The sequence below is a fragment of the Ruegeria sp. ABM4_193 genome, assembly GCF_056158705.1.
Genome location: NZ_JBSWTT010000003.1, coordinates 522926 through 545694, shown reverse-complemented (window position 1 = coordinate 545694; position 22769 = coordinate 522926). Strand labels below are relative to the sequence as shown.

25 protein-coding genes are annotated in these 22769 nt (G+C 55.3%); 16 read left to right on the top strand and 9 right to left on the bottom strand.

What is annotated here, in order from left to right; all coding sequences use genetic code 11:
* Positions 1 to 47 precede the first annotated feature (47 nt).
* From ACXADZ_RS20810 to ACXADZ_RS20790, 5 genes are read right to left on the bottom strand one after another with little or no spacing between them, the layout of a single operon-like run.
* Positions 48 to 545, bottom strand: a complete 498-nt coding sequence (locus ACXADZ_RS20810; protein ID WP_475199565.1) for an SRPBCC family protein — start codon at positions 543 to 545, stop codon at positions 48 to 50.
* Positions 545 to 1414 carry an alpha/beta hydrolase gene (locus ACXADZ_RS20805; RefSeq protein ID WP_475199563.1) on the bottom strand — a complete coding sequence of 290 codons (870 nt, stop codon included), beginning with the start codon at positions 1412 to 1414 and terminating at the stop codon, positions 545 to 547. The genes ACXADZ_RS20810 and ACXADZ_RS20805 overlap by 1 nt, the downstream gene beginning before the upstream one ends.
* Before the next feature lie 11 nt (positions 1415 to 1425).
* Positions 1426 to 1956 carry a nuclear transport factor 2 family protein gene (locus ACXADZ_RS20800; protein WP_475199561.1) on the bottom strand — a complete coding sequence of 177 codons (531 nt, stop codon included), beginning with the start codon at positions 1954 to 1956 and terminating at the stop codon, positions 1426 to 1428.
* A 14-nt stretch (positions 1957 to 1970) separates the two neighbouring features.
* Positions 1971 to 2969 (bottom strand): alpha/beta hydrolase family protein, encoded by a 999-nt coding sequence (locus ACXADZ_RS20795; RefSeq protein ID WP_475199556.1) that lies wholly within the window; start codon positions 2967 to 2969, stop codon positions 1971 to 1973.
* Positions 2970 to 2979: 10 nt separating this feature from the next.
* Entirely contained in the window at positions 2980 to 3819 is an 840-nt protein-coding gene (locus ACXADZ_RS20790) for an SDR family oxidoreductase (RefSeq protein ID WP_475199552.1), read from the bottom strand.
* Between the two features lie 99 nt (positions 3820 to 3918).
* Between ACXADZ_RS20790 and ACXADZ_RS20785 the strand changes: the two genes are divergently transcribed.
* Positions 3919 to 4503: a TetR/AcrR family transcriptional regulator gene (locus tag ACXADZ_RS20785; RefSeq protein WP_475199548.1), complete on the top strand. Its 585-nt coding sequence runs from the start codon at positions 3919 to 3921 to the stop codon at positions 4501 to 4503.
* 56 nt (positions 4504 to 4559) lie between these two features.
* Here ACXADZ_RS20785 and ACXADZ_RS20780 read toward each other — a convergent pair whose 3' ends face one another.
* On the bottom strand, positions 4560 to 5159 hold the full coding sequence (locus ACXADZ_RS20780; protein WP_475199544.1) for a GNAT family N-acetyltransferase: 600 nt from the start codon (positions 5157 to 5159) through the stop codon (positions 4560 to 4562).
* Between the two features lie 58 nt (positions 5160 to 5217).
* Entirely contained in the window at positions 5218 to 5898 is a 681-nt protein-coding gene (locus ACXADZ_RS20775) for a GntR family transcriptional regulator (protein WP_475199539.1), read from the bottom strand.
* A gap of 322 nt (positions 5899 to 6220) precedes the next feature.
* On the opposite strand from ACXADZ_RS20775, the gene ACXADZ_RS20770 reads away from it, so the two are divergent.
* The 3 genes from ACXADZ_RS20770 (at position 6221) to proC (ending at position 9089) form a co-directional block, all read left to right on the top strand.
* Entirely contained in the window at positions 6221 to 7210 is a 990-nt protein-coding gene (locus ACXADZ_RS20770) for a TAXI family TRAP transporter solute-binding subunit (protein ID WP_475199536.1), read from the top strand.
* Between the two features lie 69 nt (positions 7211 to 7279).
* Positions 7280 to 8221 carry a D-amino acid aminotransferase gene (locus ACXADZ_RS20765; protein ID WP_475199534.1) on the top strand — a complete coding sequence of 314 codons (942 nt, stop codon included), beginning with the start codon at positions 7280 to 7282 and terminating at the stop codon, positions 8219 to 8221.
* Between the two features lie 4 nt (positions 8222 to 8225).
* Positions 8226 to 9089, top strand: coding sequence for a pyrroline-5-carboxylate reductase (gene proC / locus ACXADZ_RS20760; protein ID WP_475199533.1), 864 nt, complete (start codon positions 8226 to 8228; stop codon positions 9087 to 9089).
* Positions 9090 to 9213: 124 nt separating this feature from the next.
* On the opposite strand, the gene ACXADZ_RS20755 is transcribed toward proC, so the two are convergent.
* Positions 9214 to 10089 (bottom strand): LysR family transcriptional regulator, encoded by an 876-nt coding sequence (locus ACXADZ_RS20755; protein ID WP_475199532.1) that lies wholly within the window; start codon positions 10087 to 10089, stop codon positions 9214 to 9216.
* A 95-nt stretch (positions 10090 to 10184) separates the two neighbouring features.
* Between ACXADZ_RS20755 and acdA the strand changes: the two genes are divergently transcribed.
* On the top strand, positions 10185 to 11402 hold the full coding sequence (acdA, locus tag ACXADZ_RS20750; RefSeq protein ID WP_475199530.1) for a 3-sulfinopropanoyl-CoA desulfinase: 1218 nt from the start codon (positions 10185 to 10187) through the stop codon (positions 11400 to 11402).
* An 8-nt stretch (positions 11403 to 11410) separates the two neighbouring features.
* On the top strand, positions 11411 to 13033 hold the full coding sequence (locus ACXADZ_RS20745) for a thiamine pyrophosphate-binding protein (RefSeq protein WP_475199526.1): 1623 nt from the start codon (positions 11411 to 11413) through the stop codon (positions 13031 to 13033).
* Between the two features lie 252 nt (positions 13034 to 13285).
* Here the strand turns inward: ACXADZ_RS20745 and ACXADZ_RS20740 are convergent, their stop codons facing one another.
* Entirely contained in the window at positions 13286 to 15154 is a 1869-nt protein-coding gene (locus tag ACXADZ_RS20740) for a SulP family inorganic anion transporter (RefSeq protein WP_475199524.1), read from the bottom strand.
* Positions 15155 to 15356: 202 nt separating this feature from the next.
* Here ACXADZ_RS20740 and hppD point away from each other — a divergent pair, with 202 nt between their 5' ends.
* The 10 genes from hppD (at position 15357) to bfr (ending at position 22757) form a co-directional block, all read left to right on the top strand.
* Entirely contained in the window at positions 15357 to 16460 is a 1104-nt protein-coding gene (gene hppD / locus ACXADZ_RS20735) for a 4-hydroxyphenylpyruvate dioxygenase (protein ID WP_475199522.1), read from the top strand.
* Between the two features lie 109 nt (positions 16461 to 16569).
* Positions 16570 to 17109, top strand: a complete 540-nt coding sequence (locus ACXADZ_RS20730) for a VOC family protein (RefSeq protein WP_475200143.1) — start codon at positions 16570 to 16572, stop codon at positions 17107 to 17109.
* A gap of 64 nt (positions 17110 to 17173) precedes the next feature.
* Positions 17174 to 18463 (top strand): fumarylacetoacetase, encoded by a 1290-nt coding sequence (fahA, locus tag ACXADZ_RS20725; protein ID WP_475199521.1) that lies wholly within the window; start codon positions 17174 to 17176, stop codon positions 18461 to 18463.
* 3 nt (positions 18464 to 18466) lie between these two features.
* Positions 18467 to 18829 carry a Rieske (2Fe-2S) protein gene (locus tag ACXADZ_RS20720; RefSeq protein ID WP_475199520.1) on the top strand — a complete coding sequence of 121 codons (363 nt, stop codon included), beginning with the start codon at positions 18467 to 18469 and terminating at the stop codon, positions 18827 to 18829.
* Between the two features lie 28 nt (positions 18830 to 18857).
* Positions 18858 to 19670: an alpha/beta hydrolase gene (locus tag ACXADZ_RS20715; RefSeq protein ID WP_475199518.1), complete on the top strand. Its 813-nt coding sequence runs from the start codon at positions 18858 to 18860 to the stop codon at positions 19668 to 19670.
* Between the two features lie 76 nt (positions 19671 to 19746).
* A complete protein-coding gene (gene maiA, locus ACXADZ_RS20710) occupies positions 19747 to 20403 on the top strand; it encodes a maleylacetoacetate isomerase (RefSeq protein WP_475199517.1) in 657 nt (218 codons plus the stop codon).
* Positions 20400 to 21248, top strand: a complete 849-nt coding sequence (locus ACXADZ_RS20705; protein ID WP_475199516.1) for an MBL fold metallo-hydrolase — start codon at positions 20400 to 20402, stop codon at positions 21246 to 21248. The genes maiA and ACXADZ_RS20705 overlap by 4 nt, the downstream gene beginning before the upstream one ends.
* Complete coding sequence (locus ACXADZ_RS20700; protein ID WP_475199513.1) at positions 21245 to 22036, top strand: 3-hydroxybutyrate dehydrogenase; 792 nt, start codon at positions 21245 to 21247, stop codon at positions 22034 to 22036. The genes ACXADZ_RS20705 and ACXADZ_RS20700 overlap by 4 nt, the downstream gene beginning before the upstream one ends.
* Positions 22033 to 22275 carry a (2Fe-2S)-binding protein gene (locus ACXADZ_RS20695; RefSeq protein WP_475199512.1) on the top strand — a complete coding sequence of 81 codons (243 nt, stop codon included), beginning with the start codon at positions 22033 to 22035 and terminating at the stop codon, positions 22273 to 22275. The genes ACXADZ_RS20700 and ACXADZ_RS20695 overlap by 4 nt, the downstream gene beginning before the upstream one ends.
* Complete coding sequence (gene bfr, locus ACXADZ_RS20690) at positions 22272 to 22757, top strand: bacterioferritin (protein ID WP_475199510.1); 486 nt, start codon at positions 22272 to 22274, stop codon at positions 22755 to 22757. The genes ACXADZ_RS20695 and bfr overlap by 4 nt, the downstream gene beginning before the upstream one ends.
* Positions 22758 to 22769: the final 12 nt, after the last annotated feature.

The following is a 22769-nucleotide window of genomic DNA, read 5'->3' as shown; positions in this document are numbered from 1 at the left end:
GGAGATCTGGCAATTGCACATCGAGGCCAGCGGGGGCGTCTACACCTTCAGAACTCTACAGAAAGCGCTTCTGCACGTTTTTTCAGTGCCTCGCCAACGGTCGCGTATGCGGGCTCAATCCAATCAGAGTTCCAGAACCAAAGCCCAATCCCGCGGTCGATTTCATACTGAGTGACCTTGGTGCCGTCAGGCACTGGCTCCAAGAGCCAGCTGTGGTCAAAGGTTAGGATGCCCGGAAGACCGCCCTTCTGTCGGAGCTCTCTTTCAGGTGACATCGCGACGACCGTAGAGGTCATCTCAAGTGTTTTGCCAGAAGGATCCAACACGTTGTTCGATAATTTTGCGCCTTCGATATAGGCGCCGTCGACTTCGACGAACACCGGGTTCCAGTCCGGATACTCTTCCGTCGCCATCAACACGTTCCAGACCTGTTCCGGCGAGGCCGCGATGAACGTTTCAACATGGAAAGTCTTGCGTGTCAGGACGCCTGCGATCGCCACAATAGCAAGCACAGGCAATCCCCATTTTAGGATGGTCCACAGCATCACATAAACCGATCAAACCATCCCATCAGGTCTTCGGGATGGGTGCCGACATAGTCGTAGGCCGCAAACCGGCTTTTCTCGAGATCGAGCAGTTTTAGCTCTTTCTCGACAGTGAGGGCGCCGTAATAGTCTTCGACCATCCCCATCTTCGTCCAAGGGTCGTTGCTGTTCTGTACCACCAGCGTCGGTACGTTAATCCTGTAAGCCTCTTCGACGAAGTTGGGGGCGCCCATGTCGAACCCCAAGCGCCGTTCGCTGACTTTTTCGCCCGCCCGCGTCATAAAACTGGGCATCCCAAGCGCCTCAACAAAACAGGTATAGAGCAGCGGCTGGACGGCAATGATCGCCTTGATGTTAACGCGTTTGCTCAACCCATTGTCACGACCATAGGCATAGGTGGTTGACGCGGCGCCCATGCAGATACTCAAAAGACCGATGGGAGCATCCGGGAAGCGTTCAGTTGCAAAGTCCACTGCGGCGATCACGTCCTTCGCTTCCTCGGGTCCCCAACTTACCCAAGGGACGGGTCCAAGATCGCTTTCGCCGTGCCCCCGCATATCATACATCAGCACGGAGTACCCTCTATCCACCAGGTACTTGGCTTGCCGCAGGAACTGGATGTCCTGCTTCCAGGGCGTGATTGGACCGTGCCCTTTGGGCGTCCAGCCACCTCGGTTGCACTGCACCCCGAAGTGCGTTTGCACAATGACTTTGTCGCTACCGCCTTTGATCAACCAACCGCGCAGAGTGACGCCATCCTCGGCCTTGAACTCGACGTTTTCATAGTCCAGCCCATGCGCCTCAGGGTTATCGAACAACGGAGACTGGCCTGGCTTGACCATCATGTTAGAGATCATGTTTCCAAACATTTCTTTGGTCCTTATTCTGGGATTGGGTCAACTATTTTGGGGTTCAGGCTGAGGAAGCGTGCCAGCCCCTCGCGGTGGGAAAACCGGCACGTTCCATCTACGAACTCGAAGGTGGAGCGGTATTCGGCAACGCCTCTGACGCCAAACTCGTGGGTCATATCCTCACCGATCGGATGGATGATGAACTGCACATAGCTGGTACCCTTTGCAGTTGTGTCCGAAGTTGAGATGATCCTCTGATTGGACAGCATGTGCAAAAACCGGAACGAGTCGCGTCCTTGCTTGTAGCGGGCCGCGATTTCTTCGTGGCCCTGGTGTTCCACAAGTTGCATTTGCATGTTGGCCAGCTTCAGAGTGGCGTCCTCAGTGAACAATTGCGCGAACTTGGCTGCGGTAACATTCAGATCCTGATCCGGATGGTCGAGATACCACGCATAATCATGAGCAGTCTGCGTGCATGCAGTGACCATGTCCGCCTGAGATGCAGCACCGGATGCGCTTGTCAGTGCCAGCGCGGCGAGGCCAAAAACAACCTGTTTCATGACTTATTCACCCTTTACATGCGTGCGTCGTACCAGGCGATCATTTCCGCCGGGTTTTGGCTGAAGTAGCGATAGCCCTCGTAGCGAACTGGCGTGCCTTCGATCCAAAGCAGCTTCTTGTCGCGGTTCGGTAGTTTGGCATAAATGCCCTCGGCGTCTGACGGCTTGGTTGTCGCGTCGTCTTTCACCTGCACCAGCATCGTCGGACATTTCACTTTGTCGGCGCGGGCAATGGCATTGGAGTCCGTGTGGCGGAAGCTTGAGTAGTAACTGTAGCGCCCGTTAAAGCGTTCCACCGCATTTTCGACTCCGTTGTCGATTAGTGCCCGCTCGATAAATGGCGCGGCGGATAGCGGTTGCACTGCGATCATGCAAACGATGTCTTCAAACTCCTCCGGATGTTTTTCCATCGCCAGGAAGGTGGAATTGCAGCCCATGCACTGGCTATGCAGAGCAATCTTTGCGCCAGGCATTTTCTCCCGAGCGAAGCGGACAGATCCAATCACGTCACGCCACTCAATCGCTCCGACGCCGGTGATGTTACCGGCCCCGTCGGCCGAATGCCCATGTCCGCGCAGGTCATAGGCCAGGACGTTGTAGCCGGCATCTTGCAGCGCCTTGTAGGCTTCGACGAAGTTCACTTCGAAACCACCCTGCGAGGTCCATGGTTCCAAGTGGCCGGGGTATCCATAGCGGTTAGCCCCGATAAAGTGGTTCACGATCACCAGCTTGCTGCTGCCCTCGGCCGGGATAAACCATCCGTCCAACATGACACCGTCTATTGCCGGGAAGAAGACATCTTCATAGGTCATGCCGTAGTCCGAAGGTCGTTTCAGAATAGGTGTGCGGAACGAATAGCTGACTCCTTTTGCGATCTGGTCGATCAGCGTATCTTCTTGAGCCTTATCCATAGTCTGTCCTTTCAATGTCGCCGCCTTGGTCGCCCAAGGCAGAATGCTTGCGACCACGGCGGTCGCGGTGGTTGTCAGGAATTGCCTACGCGTCTGAGCCATCGGCAAACCCTCAAGCCGCCGGAACCAGCATGGCTTTTAGCTGGTCGAGAAAATCTTGGCGGTTCTGTTGGTTCGACATATTCGTAAGCATTTCCGCATCAGAGCCGCTGGGAATATGGATCGGGCTCTCTCCTGTTACACAGGCGAATACGTGATCTGCTACTTCCTGAGGGTCGGCGAGCGCGCCGCCTTCGTTGGCCATCTGGGCGCCTACAGCGCTGATCCGGTCCCGTAGTTTGTTAGAGAAGGTGACCAGTTGCGGATCTCCACTGTCGAGGCGCTTGTCTACCGCGGAATCAAACCCAGTCGTCGGGTACGCACCCGGCGCTACATTGAAAACTCTAATACCAAAAGGCGCGTACTCCATCGCCATCGCCTCGGTGAGGCCGACCATTGCGTGTTTGCTGGAGGAGTAGACCGAGTTTCCAGGCAGGCCCAAATGTCCCGCCATTGAGGTCACGTTGACGATCACGCCTTCGCCCGCCAAGCGCATATCGGGCAGTGCTTCCCGCATTACATTCATTGGTCCAAAAACATTGGTTTCATACATAACGTGGATATCGTCCGGGCTGAACTGTTCGAACAGCCCGCTACCGCCGTAGCCCGCATTGTTGACGACAACGTCGACGTGCCCAAATACCTCACGGGCTTTGGCGAAGGCACCTCTGATACTGTCGGCATCGGTCACATCCAACCGGGTCAAAAGCAGCTGGTCGTCAGTTCTAAGCTCAGCCTCCTTTTCGGGGCTTCGCATCGTGGCGACCACGTTCCATCCCGCATCATGGAATGTGCAGGCAATTCGTTTTCCAAAACCGCTGGAACAGCCAGTGATGAGGACGGTGTGGGTCATCCAAGTCTCCAAGCTTTACAAGTGTATCGTTGTTGTCGGTTTGTATTTTACATCAAGACACCTCTTGTCAAGTGGTAAGGTTGGATTTATTTGATCCACATGAACGAGATCACGACCAAACCGTTGTCAGAAACCGAAGAAAAAACGATCGCAGCGGCGATCCGCTGCTTTGTCCGCTTCGGTGCACGTAAGACGTCCATGAATGACATTGCGGCCGAAGCCGGAGTGTCGCGCCAAACGCTGTATGATCTTTTTGGTGGAAAGGATGAGATGATCCGGGCGTCGATCCGAAGCATCACCGATCAAAACCTGGCGCTGGTCAGGCAGCGGTTGGCGGAATGTGCCACTTTGTCGGAGAAGCTCGACGCCTACTTCGAAGAGACGGTGATCAAGAGTTTTGAGATGCTGCAGAACGCAGGGGATGCAGAAGACCTGATCACTGGCCATAACGCAGCCGGCAAAGACGAAATCGCACGGTCACATGACCGTCACGAAGCGCTGATCGCAGAAATCCTGGAGCCCTATGCTGAGGCAATGGAACAGCATGGACTATCCGTCCCTGAGCAAGCCCATTTCTTTGTCACGGTGGTGATGGGGCTTAAATATGGCGCCCGGGACAGGTCGGACCTTGAAAGCCTCATAGCTGTTCTAAAAACAAACTGCCTTCTCTCCGTGGAGCACTGAGCAACGATCAAACATCCATAAAGGAGCTCCGCTTCCGCGTTGACGCTCTACGGTTTTCAGGAGGCTGGCTGTTCCAGTCGCCAGGTTAGGTTCGCTTTGACGGTTGGCCACTCCGATTGGATGATCGAATAAACCGCCGTATCTCGAACGGTTCCGTTTGCCATGATCATATTGGACCTCAATACACCATCGAGTTTCGCCCCCAGACGTTCAATCGCGCGGCGACTTTGTGTGTTTATGAAATGGGTTCTGAACTCGACGCAGATGCTTTCGAGCTCTTCAAACGCATGCTGTAGAAGCAACAGCTTGCACTCTGTGTTCAATGGCGTCCTTTGAACCGATTTTCGATACCAAGTCGATCCGATTTCAAGGCGGCGATTTGGTGCGCTGATGTTCATATAGGTGGTCATGCCAACAGCATGACCCGTCGATTTCTGGATGACCGCGAATGGGAACATTGTACCCGCTTCGCGCAAGGTCAGTCGGCGCTCGATCTCTTCCGGTACACCCTCTGGTGTTGGGACCATTGTATACCAGAGACGATGCAGGTCCCCATCGGCGGCGGCCCGGGTGAGGTCATCACTGTGCTTTCTTTCAAGCGGTTCAACTGCAACATGTTGCCCATCAAGTGAAAAGGGCTCGATCCAAGCGTTCATATTTGCCTAACCTGTTCGCGACTGGAGCCAATTTGAGAAGCGCAAGCGCAGATGCGACCTATGCAGCATTTCGCTCATTCAGAAACTTCATTGTGTTTTTCAAGCCTTGCCGCATGTGATCTTCAAGGTGAGCGAGCATGTCATCCAAACTCTTACCATTGGCGAGCTCAATGTACTTGTCATGAGATTCCCGAAGTGGGCCGCCCCGCCCATGCGCCTTTTGATGCATGGCAAAATAGAATTGAAGGTTGGGTTTCAGGCGCTCCCAGCTTTGCAGCAGAAGGGTGTGTCCCGAAAGTTCATAGCACCAAGAGTGGAGGTGCATTTCTGCCATGATCGCGCCGTAGGGATCATTGTCCGAGATGCAATCGCATAGCCTGTTGTTACGCATTTGCAGGTCGGCGAGGCTAATCAGATTTCGTTTGTCCCAGCAGAACTGAAACGCCATCTTCTCGAGCCCCGTTCGGAACGAATAGATTTCATCCAGATCAATGGGATCCAGCGTGCGAAGGAAGGTTCCGCGGAACGGGATGTAAACAAGAAGGCCGATCTCGCTCAATTGAACCATCGCTTCGCGCAATGTGGCGCGGCTGACATCCAGCTGAGCAGCAACCTGAGTTTCAAGCAGTTTTGCCCCAGGCTCCAGATCCCCGGTCAAGATAAGCTTCTGGAGTCGCTCCAGCGTTCTGTCTTTCAATGTGTCGCCGGATTTTTCCGATGAGGATACTTGCTGTGTCATTTCGATCCTGTTGATGGAACACCCATTGGATGGAAGGCGAGATTACGTTGTTAGGCCAAGATAGCCAGAAAAATGATTGCAGCTGAACTTCCAATTTAGGTCCAATGGTCGACGGCTGCGGACCAGTTTCAAGGTACCCAGTCTTTTCAATATTGTCGACAATATTATAAATTGTCGACAATATTGAAATCTTACTGTATCGTTGTGGCAGGTGGGGATTCGAAAAGCTCCGAACCTTGGCTGCGATTGCCCGCTCTATCAGCAAGAGATGATCACCCGGTATGTAACTGCGGTGACGCAACAGGTGAAAAGGGAGTTATTCATGTTGTCGAACGACATCCTGAAAAAGAGAATCCAAACCGGGTTCGCAGCTTTCAGCGCAGCCGCACTGTTGGCTGGTGCACCGGCGAAAGCGGAAGAGTTTCTGACGATCGGCACTGGCGGTGTAACCGGCATCTACTACGCCGTCGGTGGTGGCATTTGTCGGCTGGTCAATCAGAAACGCAAGGAACATGGCATTCGATGCTCGGTCGAAAGTACGGGCGGTTCAGTTTACAACCTACGCACCATGCGCGAGGGCGAACTGGAAATGGGCATTGTTCAGTCCGACTGGCAGTTCCACGCTCTGAACGGGACCAGCCTATTCGAAGAGGACGGCCCGGATGGTGAACTCCGCAGTCTTTTCTCGCTCCACCCCGATACGGTCATCATCGCCGCACGCAAAGACACCGGCATTGAGTCTCTGGACGACCTGGGCGGTCGGACCATCAATTTGGGTAATCCTGGCTCCGGAACGCGTGGCACTGCTGAAGTCCTCGTGGACGCGATGGGCTGGGACATGGATCACTTTGGGTTGGTGACCGAGCTTAAGTCAGCAGAGCAATCAGCAGCGCTATGCGACAACACCATCGAGGCCTTTCTGATGGTTGCTGGCAATCCAGTCGCAAACGTACTGGAAGCGGCCACAACGTGCGACATCAACATAATTCCTGTTGAAGGTGAGGCCGTTCAGGCGCTGGTTGAAAGCAAACCATACTATGGGAACGTAACCATCCCCGGCGGACTCTACCGAGGCGTTGAGGGAGATGTTCCGTCGTTCGGTCTTCCGTCTACGTTCGTAACGTCGTCAGATGTACCTGAAGAAACCATCTACGTGATGGTCAAGGCAGTCTTCGAAAATTTCGATGCCTTCAAATCGTTCCACCCGGCTTTTGCCAACCTCAAGAAGGAGGAAATGGTGGTTAACGGATTGTCCGCACCAATGCATCCGGGCGCTGAGCGTTATTTCCGCGAAGCCGGATTGATCAATTAAATGCAAAGCAGAGGCGGTCGCCGCCGCCTCTGCGCCTCTTCAACGCAACGCCCACGCAAGAGTCATGACATGAGCGAGCAAACTCTAAGCCATTCCACACATGACGCGCAGGAAGACGCGCGGAATCGAGACATCAAGATCTTTCTTAATGGCAAGATCGTCCCGCGCAGCGAAGCGATGGTGTCTGTCTACGACTCCGGTTTCATGCTGGGCGATGGAATGTGGGAGGGGTTGCGCCTCTACAACGGTACTTGGGCGTTTTTCGACGAACACATGGATCGGTTCTTCAACAGCTGCAAGGCCGTTTCCATAGACGTCGGCATGACGAAGGACGAAGTCCTGCAAGCACTGAATGACACGGCCAAAGCCAATGGCATGACAACGGACGCGCATTGCCGGTTCATGGTGACTCGCGGGCCAAAGGACAAGCCGTTTCAGCACCCGGGGTTGTCTCGATCTGGGCCTACGGTGGTTGCGATTGTGGAACACTCGAAGCCAGTGGACAGCCTGATGAACCAGGGTATTCGCCTGGCCACAGTGCCTCAGGTGCGCGGTCTGCCGATGAGTCAGGACGCCAAGTACAACAGTCATTCAAAGCTGAACTGCGTCATCGCATGTCTGCAGGCGGAACAGGCTGGCGCTGACGAAGCCCTGATGCTGGACCCGCATGGGTTTGTGAACACCACAAATGCGTGCAACTTCTTCATCGTGCGCCGAGGTGAGGTTTGGACCTCCACAGGCGATTACTGCATGAACGGAGTGACCCGCCAGAAGGTCATAGACCTGTGCCGGGCAAACGACATCCCGGTATTCGAGAAGAACTATTCGCTTTATGAAGCCTACGGAGCTGACGAGGCCTTTCTGACCGGGACTTTCGGAGCGCAAACCCCCGTTGCGTCCATAGATGGAAAACAGATCGGGGAGCATGAAGGCGCTGGTCCGATGACCCGCCGATTACGCGAGCTCTACAAAGAACTTGTGCAACGAAGCACCCTTAAGGTCGCGAGCTGATTGTATGGAACAAGTCGTGCGCCCAGAAGGTCAGTGCCAGTTAGAGGTCGGTGATCGTGGCTTGTTGCTATTGGGATGCGGCAAGATGGGATCCGCACTATTAAACGGATGGCTCAATGCCGGGCTGGACGCCGAAAAGATCATTGTTCTGGATCCGCGCCCATCTGACTGGCTGCAGCGCCTTTCGAGACGCGGCCTGCGACTCAACCAACAACCAGATGAGCCGCCTGCTGTTGCGGTAATTGCGACAAAGCCACAGGTCATGACCTCTGCTTTGTCGGATCTGAATTCATTTGGGTCCGGGCAAACTCTTTTTGTTTCGGTCGCTGCTGGCACTTTGATTTCGACCTATAAAGAGTTGCTGGGTCCGCAGACGCCAATTGTGCGCACAATGCCGAACACACCTGCATCGGTCGGTTCTGGCATCACCGCGCTTGTCGGCAATGCCTGCACGACGGCCAGTCATATGGAACTTGCAATACAACTGATGCAGGCAGTTGGAGAGACCTTGGTCCTCGATGATGAAGACTTGCTTCACGCTGTGACAGCCGTTTCTGGAAGCGGTCCGGCCTATGTGTTTGCGATGACAGAAGCGTTGACAGAAGCAGGAAAAGAATTGGGATTGGCACCAGAAGTTGCAGCAAAATTGGCAAGTGGAATGATCTCCGGGAGTGGCGATCTTCTGCGATCCAGTCCGCTTTCTCCAGCCGACCTTCGAAAGGAGGTTACGTCCCCAAATGGAACAACTGAAGCCGGACTGCAGGAGTTGATGTCCCGTGAGAACGGGGTGTTTCCTCTACTGCAAAGGACTGTGTGGGCTACCCATAGCCGCAGTGTTGAACTGTCTCAAAGCACTGACGGGAATTGATCTCCAGAATCTCAACGTGACCCGTTGCAGCTATGGTCCTTGGGAATACTTTTTTGGTGTCGCACAGTCACAATCGTTTAGATTGCGCGATGCCTCGAGCGTTGGAAAAGTTTATACTTACACGCTAAGCATGAGCCTTGCCGGCTGAAAACAGTCCCGCGAGTACCGTCTCCCTTCCAGACAGCGCGCCCACGCGCGCGGTTGCAAGAACGAGTTTTCTCGCCGACGTTTGAGCAAGATGGATGCTTTTGACGTCAGCAGATCGATATCGCATCACGTCGGGAGCAGGCAGGAGCGTAAAACCCAAACCCGCCGAGACACATTCCATGATCGCTTCAAGGTTATCGAGGACAATCGTTTCGGAACCCTTTGGCCTTTTGTGCTTAAGCATCTCGCCAGCAATGAGCTTTCCGATCCCGGTATCAGGCATAAAGTGAAAGAAGGGCCGCGCACTCAACAAACCTGCGAGCCCGTCTTTCAGCAATCTCTCGTTGGCCGCGAAAACAAAGGGCTCTTCTCGAAGCACCAATTCCGTAAGCGCGTCGGGAACACCTTCGGCATCCGTGACAAGTGCGGCATCAAGCTGTCCACTAACGACCTTCTCCTGTAGCGCCTTGGACAGGCCGGTTTCAAACGAGAAGGTCGCTTGCGGTGCTTGATGTTTTGCGTTTTTCAGGAAATCCGGCAGCAGGCGAACGGCAGCAGTTGTGACAAACCCAAGCCGGAAGTGTCCGACCAGCGTGTCTGTCGGACGGCAGATTTCAAGAAGGCTATCTTCATGCTGCAGGATCGGGATTGAGGCTTCGACGATGGTTCGACCGATTGGCGTAAGTCGCGGCGGTCGCACGGTGCGGTCAAAAAGGTCAACGCCAAGCTCCGTCTCGAGTGCCTTCATCTGCATCGAAACTGCGGACAATGTCATGTTTAGTTGCTCGGCCGCCTTTGCAAAGGAGCCGATCTTGGAGATCCGCATGAGAGTTCTGAGAGAGCGCGTCTGCATAACTTAAGTAAATCTGTATTTGATATCAAACCTTATTCGATTGAGTTGTATTTCTGCAAGCGTATTCTGGTGAAAACAGAAACGAGGGACACGCCATGACGCATCCGCTTGTGAACGTTGCAAGAGAACTGGCCCCTGGATTTGAGAAACGCGCCACGGAATGGGACAAGTCGCGCGCCTATTGCTGGCAGAACGTTGGTGAGCTGGCCGATGCTGGTATTATGGGTATGACCATTCCAAAGAAGTATGGCGGGCATGGCGCGAGTTTTCTGGACGTTGCCTTGGTGGTGGAAGAGATCGCGAAAGCCTGCGCCCTGACGGCCCGCATCGTTGTCGAAGGCAACATGGGCGGCATCAGCGCGGTAATGGGGTTTGGCAACGACGATCAAAAGGCTTTTTGTGCCAAATATGTGTTGGCAGGGGACAAGCCCGCGATCTGCATCACAGAACCTCACGCAGGAAGTGCCGCGACTGACATGCAAGCCACCGCCCGGAAACAAGGTAACACATACATCCTCAACGGGACTAAACACTGGATCACGGGAGGCGGGGTCTCGAAGCTCCACTTGGTATTTGCGCGCGTGCTTAATGAGGCGGGCGTCGAACAGGGGATTGGCGGTTTCATTCTGTTTGCCGATCCAATCTCGGGCAATATGCCAAAGGGATTCACTGTGGTTGGCCGCGAATACACGATGGGCCTTTGCGGTATGCCCGAAGCAGAATTGCGGTTCGAGAATGTCGAGATCGACGAGAAATGGCTGGTCAAACCACCTTCGGGTCTCAAGCACAGTTTTGCCGAGCTGATGAATGCCTACAATTCGCAGCGCGTAGGTGCCGGCACCATTGCCATGGGTGTCGCGGCAGGGGCGCTCGAACGGGCCAAAAGCTATCTCCTCCAACGCGAACAGTTCGGGCGCCCACTCGCAGAATTCCAGGGACTTCAATGGATGCTCGCCGATATGGACACGCAAGTTCATGCAGCCCGGCTGCTTCTCCACGAAGCGGCGCGATCACGTGGTCCAAACGGCAGTCGGTATCCAGATATGATGATGGCCGCCCGCGCCAAGCTCTTTGCATCCGAGATGGCTATTAAGGTGGTCAACGACGCGCTGCAGATGTTTGGCGCACGTGGCTACAGTGATCGTGAACCTCTGGAACGGATGTATCGCGATGTGCGCATGTTCACCATCGGTGGCGGGACCGCACAGATCCTTCGTACCCAAGTTGCCGGGAGCATTCTTGGCATCAAAACACCACAGACGCGGGACGGGTATACGCGCCTTGCCGACACGGCGCGTTACGCAGCTGAATAGGAGGCCCCATGAAAACTGACAAGGACCTGCGGGCCGCCGACCTTCTCGCGCGGCGGCTCTATGATGCTGGCTGCCGGCACGCCTTCGGCATGCCCGGCGGAGAGGTGCTGACGATTGTCGATGCGCTTGAAAAAGCTGGTATCGAATTCGTTCTCTGTAAACATGAAAACAGCGCCGGCTTTATGGCTGAAGGGGCGCATCACATGAACGGGGCACCAGGTATTCTCGTGGCAACGGTTGGCCCGGGCGCGTTAAATGGTGTGAATGTCGTCGCCAACGCACTGCAAGATCGAGTGCCACTTATCGTCCTGACCGGGTGTGTCGATGCGACTGAGGCCCTCACCTACACACATCAGGTTCTTGACCACCAAGCCGTATTCCGCCCGATCACCAAGTCCAGCTTTATGCTGACCGCAGAAGGGGCAGATACGATTGCGGACAAAGCGGTTGCTATCGCAACTGATGGCCGCGACGGCCCTGTCCATATCGATATACCGATTTCCGTAGCCGACGCGCGTCCTGGCCCCGTTGAGAAGCGCCGCCGCACAAAAGTGAGTGCTGTTATCCCTGCGGGCGACGATCTCACGTTGGCCCGATCCTGGCTGGCGACTTCCAAGCGACCTGTCATGATCGTGGGTCTGGATGCGCTCAAAGACAATGCAAGTGCCGCTATCCTGCGTTTTTGCGAAACGCAGAACGTGCCGGTCATCACGACCTACAAAGCGAAAGGGATTGTCCCTGAAGATCATTCCCTTTGTATGGGTGGTGCGGGCCTGTCGCCCAAGAACGATAAAGTCCTGCTACCGTTCGTGCAGGAGGCCGATCTGATCATCTGTGCTGGCTACGACCCGATTGAAATGCGGGTCGGTTGGCGCGATGTCTGGGACACACAGACAGTCAATGTTATCGATATTTCGGCGGAGCCAAATACTCACTATATGCACCAATCGAGCCTTCAGTTCGTCTCGCATGTCGGGCACACGTTGGACGCTCTCTCGACTGGGGTCGCGGCAAAATCCCGTTGGTCGGACGGCAAGATCCACTCGGTTCGTGAGAGCTTGACCTCAACATTTGCCGAGACGGAGGTTTGGGGGCCGGGAACGGTAATTGAGATTTGCCGCGAAGTGCTGCCAAAGGAAACCGTAGCCACAGTCGATTCCGGTGCGCACCGCATTCTTCTTTCGCAGAAGTGGAGCTGCTACGCCCCGAAAAGCCTGCTGCAATCGTCTGCCTTTTGCACAATGGGTTGTGCCGTGCCGCTTGCTATGGGCGCGTCATTGATCGAACCAGATCGCAGAGTTGTTTCATTCTCCGGCGACGCCGGAATGCTGATGGTGGCAGGGGAGTTGTCGACGGCAGTAGAGCTTGGTCTGAAAACGATTTTTGTGGTCTTCGTGGACGCGAGCCTTGCCCTAATTGAGATTAAACAGCGCGGGCGGCAGCTTGAGAACGCAGGCGTGGATTTTGCGAAGCACGACTTCGCGCGCTTGGCAGAGGCCTTTGGCGGTGTGGGGCATACTGTGCGGTCCGACGCGGAGCTGAGGGCCGCTCTTGCTGCCTCGCAGGATGCTGATAGTTTCACAGTCATCGCTGCCGTGATCGACCGGGGAGCGTATGACGGACGGATTTGATATGCGCGCAAATAGTTTGGCCGCCGTGGCGCCTTCTATCATCATGGGGCTTGTTGCGAAGGGCCGGCCCTGAAAGCCAAAGGGATCTGTTGCTAGGTTTCTGATTGCACGAAGAGATGCCACCGACCCGCGGCTAAACAGCACCTAATTTCGTTATTGGTTTGGGTCATGCTGAACCTTAGGATCAATTAGAAGTTTAGCCAAATGATATAAGCGATTTGGGCAAACTGTTTTTCTCTGAGTACTGAATGATCATGGGCTTGATGCAGTCGACTTCCCACACCCGGTGGCGAATGTATGGGTTGAGGTGTTTTCTACGTGAAACGTCTTAACATCGCCTACCTCAGTATCGTTTGGTTTTTCGGCACATTCCAAGAAGATTCTCGCCGCGCAGTTTCTGCAAACTTCCGGATCGACATTGGCAACCGCCTCGGCGATTGCCTGCCGTTTGCTCTGATGTAGATGGCTATTTCCAAGCTCTTTTTGGACACCTAAGCGCTTGAGCGACCGCACAATGTCCGGAAAGACAGCAATCAGATGGAAGTCGCCGCCGCGTGCTCGATGGTTTCGAATCTCGTTGATCAATAAGTCGGCGCCGGACAGATCGATCTTGCCCACTCCCTTCAAGCCAAGAATTCTTGTTTTCTGGCTGGGCTTTCTCGCATCCAGATCCCGCAACCGATGTTCGATTTCCTCCACTGACGCAAAGAAGATGTTGCCTTCAACGCGGGTGACGGAAATCTCCGGACATTCTGGCAGGTTGAACCGTTCGGCACTTCTGAACACACGCGCTCCATCCTTGATTGTCGGGGCGCCGACCGCAACGTAAGGGTGGGCACTCCGGTACAGAAAAACGGTCAATGAACTGATCACGCCGATGACAATGGCGAGCTCCAACTCCGTTAGCACCCCGGTCCCAAACGTTGCGGCCAGTATCACGGTCTCGCTGCGACTGGTCAGAATGTGCCTGATTTCGTCAAAATCTATTAACCTCCAGGCAACGCATAGAATAATCCCTGACATCGCCGGAACCGGAATGTAGATCACCAGCGGCGCAATCAAAAACAGCATGCCAGAAAGAATCACAGCAGCAAAAATTGCCGCCATGGGTGTCCTCGCTCCGCTTTCTGCGTTCAAACCAGACCGAGTGAATGAGCCAGAGCCTGCATAGGCCTGAAACAGGCTGCCGATTATGTTTGAGAGCCCCTGACCAACAATTTCCTGATTTGCGTCATAACGTTCTTTGCGCCGAAGGGCGAAGGACCGGCCGATTGATATCGCCTCCAGCAGGCCCACAAATGCAATTGCCGCAGCACCGGGGAGTAGCTCGAGAACGATTCCGATTTCAAGCTGCGGCATTCCGAAGCTGGGTGTGACCGAGGGCAATGGCGCAAAGAACTTGATCCCCTTGTCGGCAGCACCCAGAAAAAATGCGGCGCCGCTGCCGACGGCCAATGCGAGGAGGTAAGCCGGAAAGCGTTTGTCCAGCTTTTGAGCAAGGAGGAGGGATGCCAGCGTTAACGAGGCGACAAGCAATGCGGTCAGATCCGCTTCTCCTCTCCCCTCGACAACTCGCAGTAGGCGTTCGACGACCCCTCCGCCGCGTTCGGTCGATATCCCCAAGGCGCCGGCGAGTTGGGAGGCGGCGATCAGGAGTGCGGCCGCTGCGGTGAACCCGACGATCACCGAATGTGAAATGAAAGTTATCAATCCGCCGATCCGAGCCAGTCCGGCGGCCAATTGCAGCGTACCGACCATGATCGTGACTGTCAGCGCCAGCGCGATATAAGAGGCGGTCGCCGGCTCCGCCATACTCGATAAAGTCGCAAACAGGATGGCCGAGATCGCTGTTGTAGGTCCGGAGACCATGATGGTCGACGACCCCCACCAGGCTGCGATCACTGCGGTAACCATGGCTGTGTAAAGGCCGTACTCTGGGGGAAGCCCGGCAATGATGGCAAAGGCAACTCCCTGTGGCAGAACGATTGCGGCGTTTGTAATCCCGGCCGCTGCATCCTGCCGGAGCGTCGTTTTGCTGATCGAGACCAACCACGGCCTTACCGGAGAAATCATCGCAAGACTTGATTTCTTGAGCGTAGTCTTCTCTTGGGAAGGGTTCATGGTGGCTCCGAAAGAACTCTTGCTTATATGCAGTCTATACATCAATATTATATAAAAAACAATAATAATGTTGACAATGCATCATTATATCGATTAAGCTTAATTCAAGCCGGAATCATCGCCGGCCTCCCGCGGGCCGGGAATTTTCCAGACCACGGGCGTGGAGGGCACGGAAACCACGCCGAAGTTCAGGAGGAACACCATGGGACCGTTTCCGCACGATGCACCCAAAGCCAAGATCGATGACTTCAACGTAGCCGGGACTGACGGGTTTGAGTTCGTCGAGTTTGCGCATCCGGAAGCTGGGAAACTGGAAGAGTTGTTTTCCCAGATGGGATTTGTAGAGGTAGCAAAACACAAAACCAAGGACATCTCAGTCTATCGCCAGGGCAACGTGAATTATTTGGTCAACCGCGACCCCAACAGCCATGCTGCGCAATTCGTGAAGGACCACGGACCTTGTGCGCCGGCGATGGCCTGGCGCGTTGTTGACGCGCACCACGCATTGAAATGCGCATTGGACTACGGCGCCGAGGAATATACCGGCGACGGCAAGTCGATCGAAGTGCCCGCTGTTATTGGGATTGGCGGATCGCTGCTCTACTTCGTCGAGGACTACGACGAAGGTAAATCACCCTACGACAATGACTTCGACTGGACCGGCGAGCGCGACCCCAAACCACAGGGCGCTGGCTTCTACTACATGGACCACCTGACGCATAATGTGATGCAAGGGAACATGGACACTTGGTACAAGTTTTATTCAACCGCATTTAACTTCAAGGAAATTAAGTTCTTCGATATCAAAGGCAAGCTAACCGGGCTGACCAGCCGCGCGCTGACCTCGCCTTGCGGTAAAATTCGTATCCCGATCAACGAAAGCTCGGACGATCAGAGTCAGATCGAGGAATACCTGAAGGAATACAAGGGCGAAGGCATCCAACATGTCGCCATCGGTACGGATAACATCTATGCCTCGACTGACACCATCGGCAATCACGGTGTCGATTTCATGCCGGCTCCGCCAGACATCTACTACGACAAGTCCAAAGCCAGGGTGAAGGATCACGAAGAACCACTGGATCGGATGAAGAAGCACGGCATTCTGATCGACGGTGAAGGTGTTGTTGGCGGCGGCATGACCCGCATCCTTCTGCAGATCTTTTCGAAAACCGTGATCGGCCCGATCTTCTTCGAATTCATCCAGCGCAAAGGCGATGATGGATTCGGCGAAGGCAATTTCCGCGCACTCTTTGAATCGATCGAAGAAGATCAGATCCAGCGTGGCGTGTTGAAAGCTGACTAACGCCATTCGCAGGGGCCGCGGGCGATTCTCCCGCGTCCGCGGCACTCCCCAACCATCATTTCGCGCTGCTACGCACGGGTGGCGCGCCCGAAAGGAATGTTCAATGGACCTGAAAATCGAAAAAATTCACCATGTCGCCTATCGTTGCAAGGATGCCAAGGAAACCGTCGAGTGGTACGGCCGCATTCTGAACATGGATTTCATCCTTGCGATTGCCGAAGATCACGTACCGTCCACGCACGATCCTGATCCCTACATGCACCTGTTTCTGGATGCAGGCATGGGCAATGTTCTGGCCTTCTTCGAATTGCCGACAAAGCCGGAAATGGGCCGCGACCCCAACACACCAATTTGGGTGCAGCACATCGCTTTCAAGGTGAAGGATCGCGAAACCCTGGTGGCATTCAAAGAACACATCGAGGCCGAGGGCGTTGAGGTTCTTGGCGTTACCGATCATTCGATGTTCCACTCGATCTATTTCTTCGATCCCAACGGTCACCGCGTCGAGCTGGCCTGCCCGGATCCGGAGGAGGAAGCGATGCTCAAGCGCATGGACGAGGTAAAATGGCTGATGCTGGAGGACTGGTCCAAGACCAAGCGCGCACCCAAGCATGCCGACTGGTTGCATGCCAAGGAACTTGAGAAATAACGATTGCGCTCTGGTGAGAGCCTGTCTTGCCGGAGCGATCAAACTACTCCCTGGGAGGAGCAACATGCCGTCATTAAACGAAACTCACGACCCCAAACGCCTAAGCTGGGTGGAAAGTGCCAACGTGCCGGGAACTGATTTTCCAATTCAGAACCTGCCCTATGGTGCGTTCTCGGTCGATGGCGGTCCGATCCACGTTGGAGTGGCCATCGGTGACCGCATTCTGGACCTAACTGTCCTCGAGGAAGAAGGGCTGCTGCGTCCGGGAGAGGAACAGACTGTATTCGACCAGGGTGTTTTGAACCCGTTGATGTCGTTGCCGCAGGCGGTCTGGAGCCAAACCCGCAGGCAGATTGCTGACATTCTGGATCAGAACCATGCCCTGTCGCGCGAAGAGCTGAACACGATTGGTCGAGCTTTGATCCCGATGTCGATAGCGCAGATGCACCTGCCGGTGTTTGTGCGCTCCTATACCGATTTCTACGCGTCCAAAGAGCATGCCACCAATGTGGGTTGTATGTTTCGTGATCCCGACAATGCGCTGATGCCGAACTGGCTGCACATTCCAATCGGCTACAACGGTCGTGCGTCGACAGTCGTAGCCTCGGGAACGCCCATCCACCGTCCCAATGGTCAGCTCAAAGGCCCACAGGACGAACCTCCACGCTTTGGCCCTTGTCAGAAACTGGATATAGAGCTGGAACTCGGCGCGATTGTAGGGACCCCGAACCCGATGGGATCCCCTGTCAGTGCAACCGAGGCCTACAACAACATATTTGGCTATGTGTTGATGAATGACTGGTCGGCGCGCGACATCCAGGTCTGGGAATACCAGCCGCTGGGGCCGTTTCAATCCAAAGCCTTCGGCACCTCGATCAGCCCTTGGCTGGTGACTCGTGAAGCGCTTGAGCCATTCCGTGTCTCCGCACCCGAACGGGTCAAGCCGCTGTTGCCATATCTGGAAGAAGTGGCGCCAAACAACTTCGACATTGAAATGGTGGTCGAACTCATCCCTGACGGCGGCAAGCCGTCGGTGATAAGCAAGACCAACTACAAGTACATGTACTATTCTTCGGCCTTGCAGCTCGTGCATCACGCGTCTTCAGGTTGCGCCATGTGCACCGGCGACCTGTTGGGCTCCGGAACAATTTCCGGCCCTACCCAGGACAGCTTCGGCTCGATGCTTGAACTGACGTGGAATGGTCGCGATCCGCTAAACGTTGATGGCGGTACGCGCACTTTCCTCGAAGATGGCGACACGGTCGACATTACCGGCTGGTGCGAAGGCGACTACCGCATCGGGTTCGGGAACTGTTCAGGTCAGATCCTGCCTGCGCCGGAATTTGGAGGATGAGCAATGAGCGACGCCTGGAAAACCTACCGTGGTGCTCCGGAAGAAGACACCCCTGTCTGTGCTAAGGACGACATCCCGGACGGCAATACGCTGTGTCTTGAGCTCGACGGTTTTCCATTGCTGTTGGTGAGGTTGGGCGATCAAGTGCGAGCCTACGTCAACGCCTGTCCGCACCAGTACATGCCGCTGAATCACAAGGGTAACCGGCTTATTTCGGCGGATAAAACTCTCATTCGTTGCACCAACCATAGTGCCGGCTTCTCTGTGTTGACTGGAGAAGGTGTTGAAGGGATGGGCATTGGCGAATGCCTCGACCCGGTACCTTTGAAAGTGGACGACGAGTTGCTCGTTATCGGTGGCGACTGAGCTGCCAAAACCCAGGGAGGACATCCAATTGACCAAACTCAATCGCCGCCAACTTTTTCAAGCTGCTGCTATCGGCGGCGCGGCACTTGCCGCTCCAGCTGTATTGCGCGCTGATTTAAACGAAACCGGCAGGAACTTCTGCCTCGTACACGGCGCCTGGCACGGTGGATGGGCCTGGGGGCCGACTGTGGATGCCCTACGGGCTGAAGGCCACAGGGTCACTGCGCCTGATCTGCCCGGAATGGGGGGGCGCCGCGCTGAGGCCAGTGCCGATATCGGGCTTTACGCTCACACGCAGGCCGTGCAGGACCATCTGTTCATGCACGACCTAAGCGACGTGGTGTTGGTTGCACATTCCTACGCTGGCTGCGTCCTGTCGGATTTGCTGGGCGTCGGCGATGACCGGGTCACACACGCGGTCTATTTTGACGCGTTAGTGCCCGGTGATGCGCAGAGCCTTGCCACCTTCGTGCCCGAAGAGGTTCGCAAAGAAATGCAGGGCGCTGCCGCCGCTGGCAAGATGATCCCGCCCCGCCCGCGGAAGACATGGGAAAAAATCTGGGGTCTGACAGGAGATCTTGCGGATTTTGCTGAACCAAGAATGGTGGCTCAATCGCCAAAAACATTTCTTGAGACGGTGCGTGGCGATCCATTTGCTCGCGAAATGAAACGGACATTCGTCAAAGCCGCTCAGAATGGAAACCCCCTGTTTAACAAATTCAGGACCGATATGGCCGCACGTCCCGACTTTGCGGTTGTCGACATTGACGGTCACCACGACGTCATGACGATCGACGGAAGTCTGACTGCGAAAACACTGATCGCCGTGGCCAACGGCTGAGGCAATGCGGCTTGGCGACATCATGTCGCCGGACCTTGCCCGAAACAACTGATCAAAGTAAGGGAGCGTGCCCGAAATGAGCACACCAGTATTCTACGACAGTTGGCAGTCCTCGGCGGCCTGGCGGGTGCGGATCGCACTGGCACTCAAGGAAATTGTCCATGAAACGGTGATGCTCGAAATTGTTGGAAAGCCACACCGAACGCCGGAATTTCTGGCGATCAACCCGCAAGGAACAGTGCCGGTTCTGAAAATTGATGGGCAAGTGATCCCGCAGTCCTTGACCATCATGGAATACCTGGACGACACCCGCCCCACACCACCCTTACTGCCGCAGGATCCCGCCGCGCGAGCCCGGGTGCGGCTCTTTTCACATATTATCGCGATGGAAACCCACGTAGCGACCAACATGGATGTCGCGCGCGATGCCTCGGGGGGCGTAACAGGTCGTCTGTCAGATTGGATGCATCGCTACGTTCGGCGTGGGTTCGATGCTTTCGAGGAGCAGCTTGATCATCCAGCCACTGGCCGGTTTTGCCATGGGGACGTCCCGACGATGGCCGATTGTTGTCTTATTCCGCAGGCCCGAAATGCCGAACGTGCAGGGCTGGTTCTTTCAGACTGGCCAATCCTCTCGACGATTTATCACCGAGCGCTCGAGAGGCCGGAGTTTGCCAGCACCCACCCTGACCAGGTGGCTCCGAAAACGCAAATACAGGGGGATCTCCCGTGAAGCTGACGTTGCTTGGTACCGGATCGCCTGAACCTTATATCCGTCGCGCTTCATCCGGGTATCTGGTCGACATCAGCGCTGATACGATACAGTTTGATTGTGGCGGCCGCAGCTATTCGCGACTGCTGGAAGCCGGCCGGATGCCCGAAGAGGTGGATTGGCTCTTCCTCAGCCACCTGCATTCCGATCACATGATGGATTTTGCCTCGTTGTCGCATGCCCGTTGGGATCAGGGCGCTGCCCCGCTGAAGGTACGCGGCCCGGCACCAATCGGGCGGATCGCCGAGCAGTTGTTCAGTGACAGCGGGGTGTTTCAGGATGATTTCGGCGCCCGGATCAACCATGGCCCCAGCCAAGAAATCTGGAAAGAGCGCGGCGGAACGATCCCACGTCCCGGACACGAATTCGACCTGGTGGAGATCGGCCCCGGATTTGCCTGCGGAGGCACAGGCTGGACCATTCGCTCAGTTGAAGTGCCGCACGCGCAACCGCATCTGAACTGTATGGGATACCGGATCGATGCCGGTGACGCCTCGCTGGTTTATTCCGGCGATAGTGGACCTTGCGATGCGTTGACAGCATTGGCCGCGGGCGCTGATGCCCTGGTCCATATGTGCTTCAATCTCAGCCAGGAAATCCGGGGTCCGGAGTGGCTGGCCGGATCTTCGGGGCACCTGGAAGTGGCCCAAACCGCGAAACAGGCCGGTGTGGGCAAGGTGATCCTCACTCACTTGCGCCCGCATATGGATGCTGAAGGCGTGCATCGGCGCATTCTCGAAGAAATGTCTGAAATCTATGACGGACAAATCGTCATCGGTGAGGACCTGATGGAGATTGAACTATGATGAGACAGCTTTCGAATAAAAACGCGATTGTCACAGGCTCGACCAGTGGGATCGGCCTTGCCATTGCCAGTGCACTGGCCGGGGCGGGCGCCAATGTCGTGTTGAACGGCTTTGGCGATGCGTCGGTCATCAAAAAAACACAAGCTGACCTTGCAACCGAGCATGGTGTGTCTGTGCCGTACGACGGGGCCGACATGACCAAGCCGGATCAGATTGCCGCGATGGTGGCCAAGGCAGAAGAAGATCTCGGTTCGGTCGACATCCTGGTCAACAATGCCGGTATCCAGCATGTGTCGCCGGTTGAAGATTTCCCGTTGGACAAATGGGACGCGATCATTGCAATCAATATGAACTCAGCCTTCCACACCGCACGTGCATCGCTGCCAGGCATGAAGGCCCGCGGCTGGGGACGTATCATCAACGTGGCCTCGGCGCATGGCCTGATCGCATCACCCTACAAGGCGGCTTATGTCACTGCGAAGCATGGTGTTGTCGGCATGACAAAAACCATTGCGTTGGAAACAGCGCAAAACGGCATCACTTGCAATGCCATCTGCCCTGGCTATGTGAAAAACCCGCTGGTCGAGGCGCAAATCCCCGATACTGCCAAAGCGCGCGGCATCACCGAAGAAGAGGTCGTGCGTGATGTGATGCTGGCTGGCCAGCCAACCAAAAAGTTTGTCGGTCTCGACGAATTGGGCGGGCTGGCCGTTTTCCTCAGCACTGATCACGCCGCCTCAATTACCGGAGCAGCCTTGCCGATCGATGGCGGTTGGACGGCACAATGATCATCTGTCAATGCGCCGTTATTCGGGAAAGTGATCTGGAGGACGCCATTCGGTCTCTTCTGAAGAAGAATCCAAAAGCGCAGATCACCCAGAGCCGCCTTTTCAAAGAATTAGGTGTGAAGCCGGACTGTACCGATTGTGCACCGCTTCTAAACCACAAAATCACCCGTATCGCCGGCGAGGTGACCCTCAGCGGGATGCTTCGCGGCGGAGAAATTCCAAGGAGGTTGAAGAAATGAACGGCAACGAAAAAGTCATCGATTATCTGAACCAGGCTCTCAAACACGAACTTACGGCCACCAGCCAGTTCTGGTTGCACTACCGCCTACTCGACGACTGGGGTTTTCAAAAGATGGGGAAAAAGTGGCGCGAGGAAAGCATCGAAGAGATGGTCCATGCCGATGATCTGATAGAAAGGATCATCTTTCTTGAAGGCCATCCCAATCTGCAACACCTTGCCCCTCTGCGTATTGGCGAGAGTGTACGTGAGGTACTCGAGGCCGATCTCAAGATCGAATACGAGGCCCGCGCGCTGTACAAGGAGGCCAGAGACGTTTGCCGCGAAGAGGGAGACTTAGTCTCGATGTCACTGTTTGAGAAACTCATGAGCGACGAAGAGGGCCATATCGATTTCATCGAAACCCAGATGGACCTCCACGACCGGATTGGCGAGCAAAACTATGGTGCACTGAATGCGCAACCAGTTGATCAATTGGATTGATCGGGCGATCCA

What these genes read in the sequence shown, in the direction of transcription:
- ACXADZ_RS20720 (WP_475199520.1), top strand. Translation starts at nt 18,467, where the DNA reads ATGAGCGACGCCTGGAAAACCTACCGTGGTGCTCCGGAAGAAGACACC.
- ACXADZ_RS20775 (WP_475199539.1), bottom strand. Translation starts at nt 5,898, where the DNA reads ATGACACAGCAAGTATCCTCATCGGAAAAATCCGGCGACACATTGAAA.
- proC (WP_475199533.1), top strand. Translation starts at nt 8,226, where the DNA reads ATGGAACAAGTCGTGCGCCCAGAAGGTCAGTGCCAGTTAGAGGTCGGT.
- hppD (WP_475199522.1), top strand. Translation starts at nt 15,357, where the DNA reads ATGGGACCGTTTCCGCACGATGCACCCAAAGCCAAGATCGATGACTTC.
- ACXADZ_RS20745 (WP_475199526.1), top strand. Translation starts at nt 11,411, where the DNA reads ATGAAAACTGACAAGGACCTGCGGGCCGCCGACCTTCTCGCGCGGCGG.
- ACXADZ_RS20805 (WP_475199563.1), bottom strand. Translation starts at nt 1,414, where the DNA reads ATGTTTGGAAACATGATCTCTAACATGATGGTCAAGCCAGGCCAGTCT.
- maiA (WP_475199517.1), top strand. Translation starts at nt 19,747, where the DNA reads ATGAGCACACCAGTATTCTACGACAGTTGGCAGTCCTCGGCGGCCTGG.
- ACXADZ_RS20765 (WP_475199534.1), top strand. Translation starts at nt 7,280, where the DNA reads ATGAGCGAGCAAACTCTAAGCCATTCCACACATGACGCGCAGGAAGAC.
- ACXADZ_RS20800 (WP_475199561.1), bottom strand. Translation starts at nt 1,956, where the DNA reads ATGAAACAGGTTGTTTTTGGCCTCGCCGCGCTGGCACTGACAAGCGCA.
- ACXADZ_RS20795 (WP_475199556.1), bottom strand. Translation starts at nt 2,969, where the DNA reads ATGGCTCAGACGCGTAGGCAATTCCTGACAACCACCGCGACCGCCGTG.
- ACXADZ_RS20810 (WP_475199565.1), bottom strand. Translation starts at nt 545, where the DNA reads ATGCTGTGGACCATCCTAAAATGGGGATTGCCTGTGCTTGCTATTGTG.
- ACXADZ_RS20770 (WP_475199536.1), top strand. Translation starts at nt 6,221, where the DNA reads ATGTTGTCGAACGACATCCTGAAAAAGAGAATCCAAACCGGGTTCGCA.
- ACXADZ_RS20700 (WP_475199513.1), top strand. Translation starts at nt 21,245, where the DNA reads ATGATGAGACAGCTTTCGAATAAAAACGCGATTGTCACAGGCTCGACC.
- ACXADZ_RS20695 (WP_475199512.1), top strand. Translation starts at nt 22,033, where the DNA reads ATGATCATCTGTCAATGCGCCGTTATTCGGGAAAGTGATCTGGAGGAC.
- ACXADZ_RS20785 (WP_475199548.1), top strand. Translation starts at nt 3,919, where the DNA reads ATGAACGAGATCACGACCAAACCGTTGTCAGAAACCGAAGAAAAAACG.
- bfr (WP_475199510.1), top strand. Translation starts at nt 22,272, where the DNA reads ATGAACGGCAACGAAAAAGTCATCGATTATCTGAACCAGGCTCTCAAA.
- ACXADZ_RS20740 (WP_475199524.1), bottom strand. Translation starts at nt 15,154, where the DNA reads ATGAACCCTTCCCAAGAGAAGACTACGCTCAAGAAATCAAGTCTTGCG.
- ACXADZ_RS20755 (WP_475199532.1), bottom strand. Translation starts at nt 10,089, where the DNA reads ATGCAGACGCGCTCTCTCAGAACTCTCATGCGGATCTCCAAGATCGGC.
- ACXADZ_RS20780 (WP_475199544.1), bottom strand. Translation starts at nt 5,159, where the DNA reads ATGAACGCTTGGATCGAGCCCTTTTCACTTGATGGGCAACATGTTGCA.
- ACXADZ_RS20790 (WP_475199552.1), bottom strand. Translation starts at nt 3,819, where the DNA reads ATGACCCACACCGTCCTCATCACTGGCTGTTCCAGCGGTTTTGGAAAA.
- acdA (WP_475199530.1), top strand. Translation starts at nt 10,185, where the DNA reads ATGACGCATCCGCTTGTGAACGTTGCAAGAGAACTGGCCCCTGGATTT.
- fahA (WP_475199521.1), top strand. Translation starts at nt 17,174, where the DNA reads ATGCCGTCATTAAACGAAACTCACGACCCCAAACGCCTAAGCTGGGTG.